This window comes from Candidatus Clostridium helianthi, from assembly GCF_045310795.1.
In the GTDB taxonomy this organism is placed as follows: domain Bacteria; phylum Bacillota; class Clostridia; order Clostridiales; family Clostridiaceae; genus Clostridium; species Clostridium helianthi.
Map to the genome: position 1 here is coordinate 86,712 of NZ_JBJIAB010000023.1, position 6,599 is coordinate 93,310.

Here is a 6,599-nt window from a genome sequence, read left to right on the forward strand (position 1 = left end):
GGATGAAATGCTAATTCAATTAAATATCAAAAATTTTGCGTTGATAGAAGACATGACGATAAATTTTAGTGAAGGGTTTAATATACTTTCAGGAGAAACAGGAGCAGGGAAGTCCATAATGATAGATGCAATCGACTTTGTTCTTGGCGGAAAGTTCTCGAAAAATTTAATAAGAACTGGTGAAGATAGAACATATGTAGAGGCATTATTTTCATTAGAAAAATCAAAAGTTTCTGAGGTTCTGGAAGAATTAGATATTGAGTATGAAGATGTGTTAATAATTTCGAGAGAAAGCCATGCGAGTGGAAAAAACTTGATAAAGGTAAATGGAAAAAGCTTAATTACTTCACAACTTAGAAAAATTAGAGCAAAACTTTTAGATATTCATGGCCAACATGCTAATCAAGAACTTCTACAAAGAAATACTCATATATCATATTTAGATGGATTTATAGGCGATGAGATGATAAATCCAATAGGTAGATTTAGTGATTTAAGGGCAGATTTAATAAAAATAAGAGAAGAAATTAATAGAATTTGTGGCAATCAAGATAGGGAAAAATTATTAGACTATCTTAAATTTCAAATTGAAGACATTGAGAAAGCTAAATTAAAAAAGGATGAAGAAGAAACGTTAAAAGAAGAATATAATATTTTAGCAAATGCTGAAAAAATTAATAATAGTTTATCTATATCATATGGAATACTTAGTGGAAACGAAGAGTTAAATGTGATTGATTCCATATCAAAGATAATGCATGAACTATCTAATGTAGAAAATCATTTTGAAAAGATTAAGAAGAATAAACAATTAATTGAAGAAGCATTTTATACTTTAGAAGAAGCTAGTCGCGAAATTCGTGATATGGCAGAAGAGATTGTTTTTGATCAAGATGCGTTGGAGAAAGTAAATTCTAGAATTTATGAAATAAATACTTACAAGAAGAAATATGCGCCAACAATTCCGGAGATATTAGATTATTATGAAAAAATAAAAAAAGAATATAATGAAATATTAAATTCTGAGCAAATAATAGAAAGTCTTAAGGAAAAAGAGAAAGAAATTCTATCTAAAATGGAAAAAGAAGCTTTAATTCTTCATGAACTAAGAGTAAGAAAAAGTAAATTCTTAGAAGAAAAAATATTAAGAGAACTTACGTTTGTTGGTCTTGAAAAATCAAGAATGGAAATAAGTATAGTTCGTCAAAAAGAGTTTAATGAGAAGGGATTTGATGAGGTTAGTTTTTTAATATCTACAAACCCAGGAGAACCGCTTATGCCACTTGAAAAAGTATTATCAGGTGGAGAACTGTCAAGAATAATGCTGGCTTTAAAATGTGTTTTTGCTGAGAAGGATGAAATACCAACATTAATTTTTGATGAAATAGATACAGGAATAAGTGGAGCAGTTGCACAAAGAGTTGGAGAAAAGATGTATCAACTATCAGATACACATCAAGTTTTATGCATAACTCATTTACCGCAAATTGCTGTATTATCTGATCATCATTATTTTGTTATGAAAAAAGTTAAAGATAACAAAACATTTACAAGGATAAAGATTTTAGAAAAAGAAGAAAAGGAACTTGAGATAAGTAAAATGTTGGCAGGAGACGATGTAACAGAAGCTACATTAAATAATGTTAAGGAAATGATAAAATTAAGTGAACTAAAAAAGCTAGAAATTAAAAAATAAATACATATAGAAAATAAAATTGGTAAAAATAAAACCATGTAATTGCATGGTTTTATTTTTTTATTTTTATAATTTTGGAAATTTATATATAAAGTAAAAGAAATAAAGTTATATACTTTTAAAATTTAGTATAAGCTAAATTTTTTGACTACAATAACAAAGTTCTTATAGGATAAGACTTGAGTGCAGTGGGAAAATTAAAATTAGTAAGTAAAGGAGGAGAGAAATATGAAGAAAAAAATTTTATGTGCTACTAGTTTAATTATGACTCCAATCCTTATTCTAATTTTATTTACCACAATGAGCATAAGGAAATTACCAAGTAAGATTTATACAAGAGATGAAAAGACAGTACAATCAATTGCACCCATAGGAAACACCATAAGTAAGATTGGTAATAACGATAATGAGTATGAGATAAAATTTTTGGGAATGATTCCTCTGAAAGCTGTCGAAGTACAAAAAATTAAAGATTTAGAAATATATCCAGGCGGAAATCCAGTCGGAGTTAGAGTGAATAGTGAAGGCGTGATTATTGTTGGATATTCTGAAATTGAAATCAATAATAAAAAGGAAGAAAGTCCTGGTAAGGCTGCTGGGCTTGAAATTGGTGATGTAATACTAAGAGTAAATGGTGAAAATATGGAGAATTCCATGGATTTATTAAAAACAATTAAAGAATGTGATAATGAAAGTATAAAGGTTGATATTTTAAGAAATGGTGAGAATCTTACAAAAACAATACATCTAAAAAAAGAAAATAATAAAGATTATAAAATAGGATTATGGATAAGAGACTCGACTGCAGGAGTGGGAACAATGACTTTCTTTGATCCAAGTACTAAAAAGTTCGGAGCATTAGGACATCCGATAACAGATGCAGACACAAATGAACCATTTTTAGTAAAGAAAGGAGACTTATTAGAGTCATCTATAATAAGTGTTAGAAAAGGAGAAAAAGGATCTCCAGGTGAATTGAAAGGAATTTTTTTAAATGAAGAGACACCAACTGGAAATATTGAAAAAAATACTCAAAGTGGAATTTTTGGTGAAATCAAAAATGCTCAAGCATTAAATAATAAAATTAAACCTCTTAAAGTTGGGTTTAGAGATGAGATATCTGTAGGAAAAGCTAAAATAATTACAACAGTAGATGAAAGTGGTCCACAAGAATTCGACATTGAGATTGAAAAGACTTTAAATCAATCTATTCCAGGGTCAAAAAGCATGGTAATAAAAATTACTGATCCAAGGTTGTTACAAAAAACAGGTGGAATTGTTCAAGGAATGAGTGGAAGTCCTATAATTCAAAATGATAAAATAGTTGGAGCGGTCACTCACGTACTAATAAATAAACCTGATACTGGCTATGGTATTTATATAGAATGGATGCTTCAAGAAGCAGGAATAATAAAATAAAAACAAATGATGATAGGTAGCGTATTTAAAAATCGCTACCTATCATCATTTGCTTTTGTTTTGAGTTTGATATAAAATTATTTGAATTTATGGAATATAAAATTAACAAAGGAAAATATAGTATTGATTTATGGCGTTATATCATATAAAATTACATAATTTTAAAATAATTATTAATATATAATTTCGATATAGATTGTAGAAAAAGGAATATAATTATATAATAAATATGTATTCACTTAATAATTGAGAATTTAGGAAATATATAGTTACATTTTTACTTAAAAAAATACTTTAAAAGTATTTTGTCAGAACCTATTTACTTTCTGAGAAAAAAAGTGTATAATTTACAAATAGTGGAAGATGATAAAGTAATATTAATCGGACTTAAGAGATATTTATGTAAAAGGGAATATATTAATAGAAAAATTACTATTGTAAATGTAGACGTACATACCCTATTAATGTCAAAGGATCTTACAATAATTTGTAGAAGTAATATATTGTGTTATATTGTACAATAATGGAACTATTTAATAAGATATAGTTATAGGGGTTAAATAATATATTAAAATACAAACATAATAAAAGAATGGACAAAAGGAGAGAAAAAATATGGAAGATTCAAAAATATCTGTACTAATTGCTGATGATAACAAAGAATTTTGCAGTATATTAAATGATTATCTACTTAATCAAAAAGATATAGTTGTCACAGGAATTGCAAAAGATGGTAGAGAGGCTTTGGAGTTAATAGTAGAAAGAAAGCCTGATTTAGTTATTCTTGATATAATTATGCCACATTTAGATGGATTAGGTGTTTTAGAAAAATTAAATACAATGCAATTGGAAAAGGTTCCAAGAATAATAATATTATCAGCAGTAGGTCAAGATAAGATTACTCAACAGGCAATAACTCTTGGTGCGGATTATTATACTGTAAAACCTTTTGACATGGAAGTATTCACAAAGAGAATCAGAGAAATGTTTAATAGCTCTGCTGCAGTTCAAGAAACAAACATGAGAAATTCGTATGCATCATCAATGATATCTACTCCAAGTGAAAATAAAACAAAGGCACCTATTGATTTAGAAACAGAAATAACTAATATAATACATGAAGTTGGAGTGCCAGCTCATATTAAAGGTTACATGTATTTAAGAGAAGCTATAACAATGGTTGTTAACGATATGGAATTATTATCAGCAGTAACTAAAGAGTTATATCCTTCAATAGCTAAGAAGTACAATACAACAGCTTCAAGAGTTGAAAGAGCAATAAGACATGCAATAGAAGTAGCGTGGGGAAGAGGTCAAATTGAGGCTATTAACAGGTTATTTGGATATACAGTGCATAATGATAAAGGAAAGCCAACAAATAGTGAATTTATAGCTATAATAGCTGATAAATTAAGACTTAAAAATAAAGTGTCTTAGTAAGCATTTAATTAAGTTGAAAAGCTAAGTTGAATATTGCAAAAAAATGGTTTCTATCTATATTTTAATAGCGACTAATAGTTTTTGTGAAAATTAATATTCTAACATTATATATGACTAATGCCTTTTATTAGTTAGGTGTAGCAATCTAACTAATAGAAGGTTGTTTTGGTTGCAAAAGCAAAAGAATTATAGAGGAAAGCAACCTAAATTAACCATCCTTTTTAAGTAGAAAATTTGAAGCGGACATGTTATAATTAAAGTGTTAGAATTTAAGATATAGAAAGACAGAGGATTAAAGTGTATGGAAATAAAAATTAATATTCCAGTATTAAAAATATTAGCGATAACTATTTCGGGAATATTGGGTTATATAACTGGAATAATAGTATATAAATAGATATGATATTTTAGACTAAGGAGATATAAATATTCTTTGGTCTTTTTTTATGTAAAAAAATAAATTAACTAACAATAAAGTAATGGGGTTTCAAAAGTGGATTATAGCATATGAAAGTACAATTATATGGTATACAGGTGGTAAGAAAAAGAGAATAAGTATATTTTTATTAAAAAATATATTACAATAGTAAATTATTAACGACATAAAAACCTACACAATGTTATAAGTTTACAATTCATCGTGTATAAAAAAGAGAAAATGATGCTTTTAGTGCTGAAAAATGTGGAAATAAAAGTTAAAATAAAGACGATATAAAGAAGGTATTTGTATAAGAATGTAGAAATATATGATTAGGTTAAAGAGATTCGATGTTTATAAGTATATCGAATCAATTTAACTAAAATTATATTATGGAGGTATTATAAAAAAGAGAATCAACTTAAGAATAATTTATGCATTAATGAAGGGTGGTTTTTTATGGAATTTAATTGGGATAAGAAATGGTCAGTAGGTATTGATAAAATAGATCATCAACACAAAGAATTGTTTGATAGAATTAATAAGTTAGTAATTGCGATGAGAGAGGGAAAAGGAAAAGATGAGGTTATAGAGACTTTAAGCTTTCTAGAAGAGTACGTTATTAAGCATTTTAATGATGAAGAAGAGATGCAAAGAAAGAGCAATTATCCTAAATACGATATTCAACATAAGCAACATGAAGAATTCAAAGAGGAGCTTAGAGAATTAAGAAAAGTTTTTGAAAAAGCTGGTGTCTCAGCATTATTCGTTATAAATGTACAACAAAAGATGTCCAGTTGGTGGAGAAAGCATATTAGAGAATTGGATCGGGATCTAGGAGGATTCTTAATAGAAAGTTCTAAATAGTACTGTTTACTAAAGATATGATGGAATATAATTATATTAAAAGATAAAAAATCTTAATCGTTTTAATTTGGCAAATTATTAAGAAAAATCAATGAAAAGGATAGCTTATTTGGAAATATAAGCTATCCTAAAATTGGTTTATGATATTTTTTTGAGGTAAAAAAATAATGAAAATTGTTTATATTGCCATTATAACTTAAGATTGTTACAGTATTATGACAAGACTAGTATATAAATTAATTCTTATTGAATTTTAAGTTTATAAAAAAATTGTTTTATATTGGGAAATAGCAATAACACAATTTTATTAATAAAAATCTTATACAAAATAACATAAATACTGTAGATTGGAAAAAGGGATTTTATATAATCTTATAGAATATTTTTAGTTATAGAAAAGGGGTGAGGGTATGAGAGAAGTAAAAGACGAAAAGCTAACAAAGGATCAACAAAAAGAAGCATTAAAAAGCGCTATAACAATGATAGTAGAAAACTATAAGATGTTACTAATAAGTAATAATAATATATCAGGCCTAGAGAAACAAAAATTATACGGTGATCTTGAACATAGTGTGGCAGCAATAGAATTTATAACACAATGTAAGCTTGATAAAGGCGTATTATGGGAAGGAATATGAAACTAATCTAAATAATTAAAATATGTATAATGTTATTAAAGTATAACACCACTTTACAAGTAATTAAAAAGAAATCCCATAAAATACAATGAACCAAACTCCGATTTCTGTACAAACTAAT

Annotated in this window: 5 protein-coding genes; all 5 read left to right on the forward strand. The window is 27.0% G+C overall.

Going from position 1 to position 6,599, the window contains the following annotated elements; genetic code table 11:
• Positions 1-7 precede the first annotated feature (7 nt).
• On the forward strand, positions 8-1,696 hold the full coding sequence (recN, locus tag ACJDTP_RS17170; protein WP_406761924.1) for a DNA repair protein RecN: 1,689 nt from the start codon (positions 8-10) through the stop codon (positions 1,694-1,696).
• A 228-nt stretch (positions 1,697-1,924) separates the two neighbouring features.
• Positions 1,925-3,115 (forward strand): SpoIVB peptidase, encoded by a 1,191-nt coding sequence (gene spoIVB, locus ACJDTP_RS17175; RefSeq protein ID WP_078115229.1) that lies wholly within the window; start codon positions 1,925-1,927, stop codon positions 3,113-3,115.
• Positions 3,116-3,730: 615 nt separating this feature from the next.
• A complete protein-coding gene (spo0A, locus tag ACJDTP_RS17180; RefSeq protein ID WP_011969036.1) occupies positions 3,731-4,552 on the forward strand; it encodes a sporulation transcription factor Spo0A in 822 nt (273 codons plus the stop codon).
• Between the two features lie 880 nt (positions 4,553-5,432).
• Complete coding sequence (locus ACJDTP_RS17185; RefSeq protein WP_077837560.1) at positions 5,433-5,840, forward strand: bacteriohemerythrin; 408 nt, start codon at positions 5,433-5,435, stop codon at positions 5,838-5,840.
• 410 nt (positions 5,841-6,250) lie between these two features.
• Entirely contained in the window at positions 6,251-6,478 is a 228-nt protein-coding gene (locus tag ACJDTP_RS17190) for a hypothetical protein (protein ID WP_077837561.1), read from the forward strand.
• Positions 6,479-6,599: the final 121 nt, after the last annotated feature.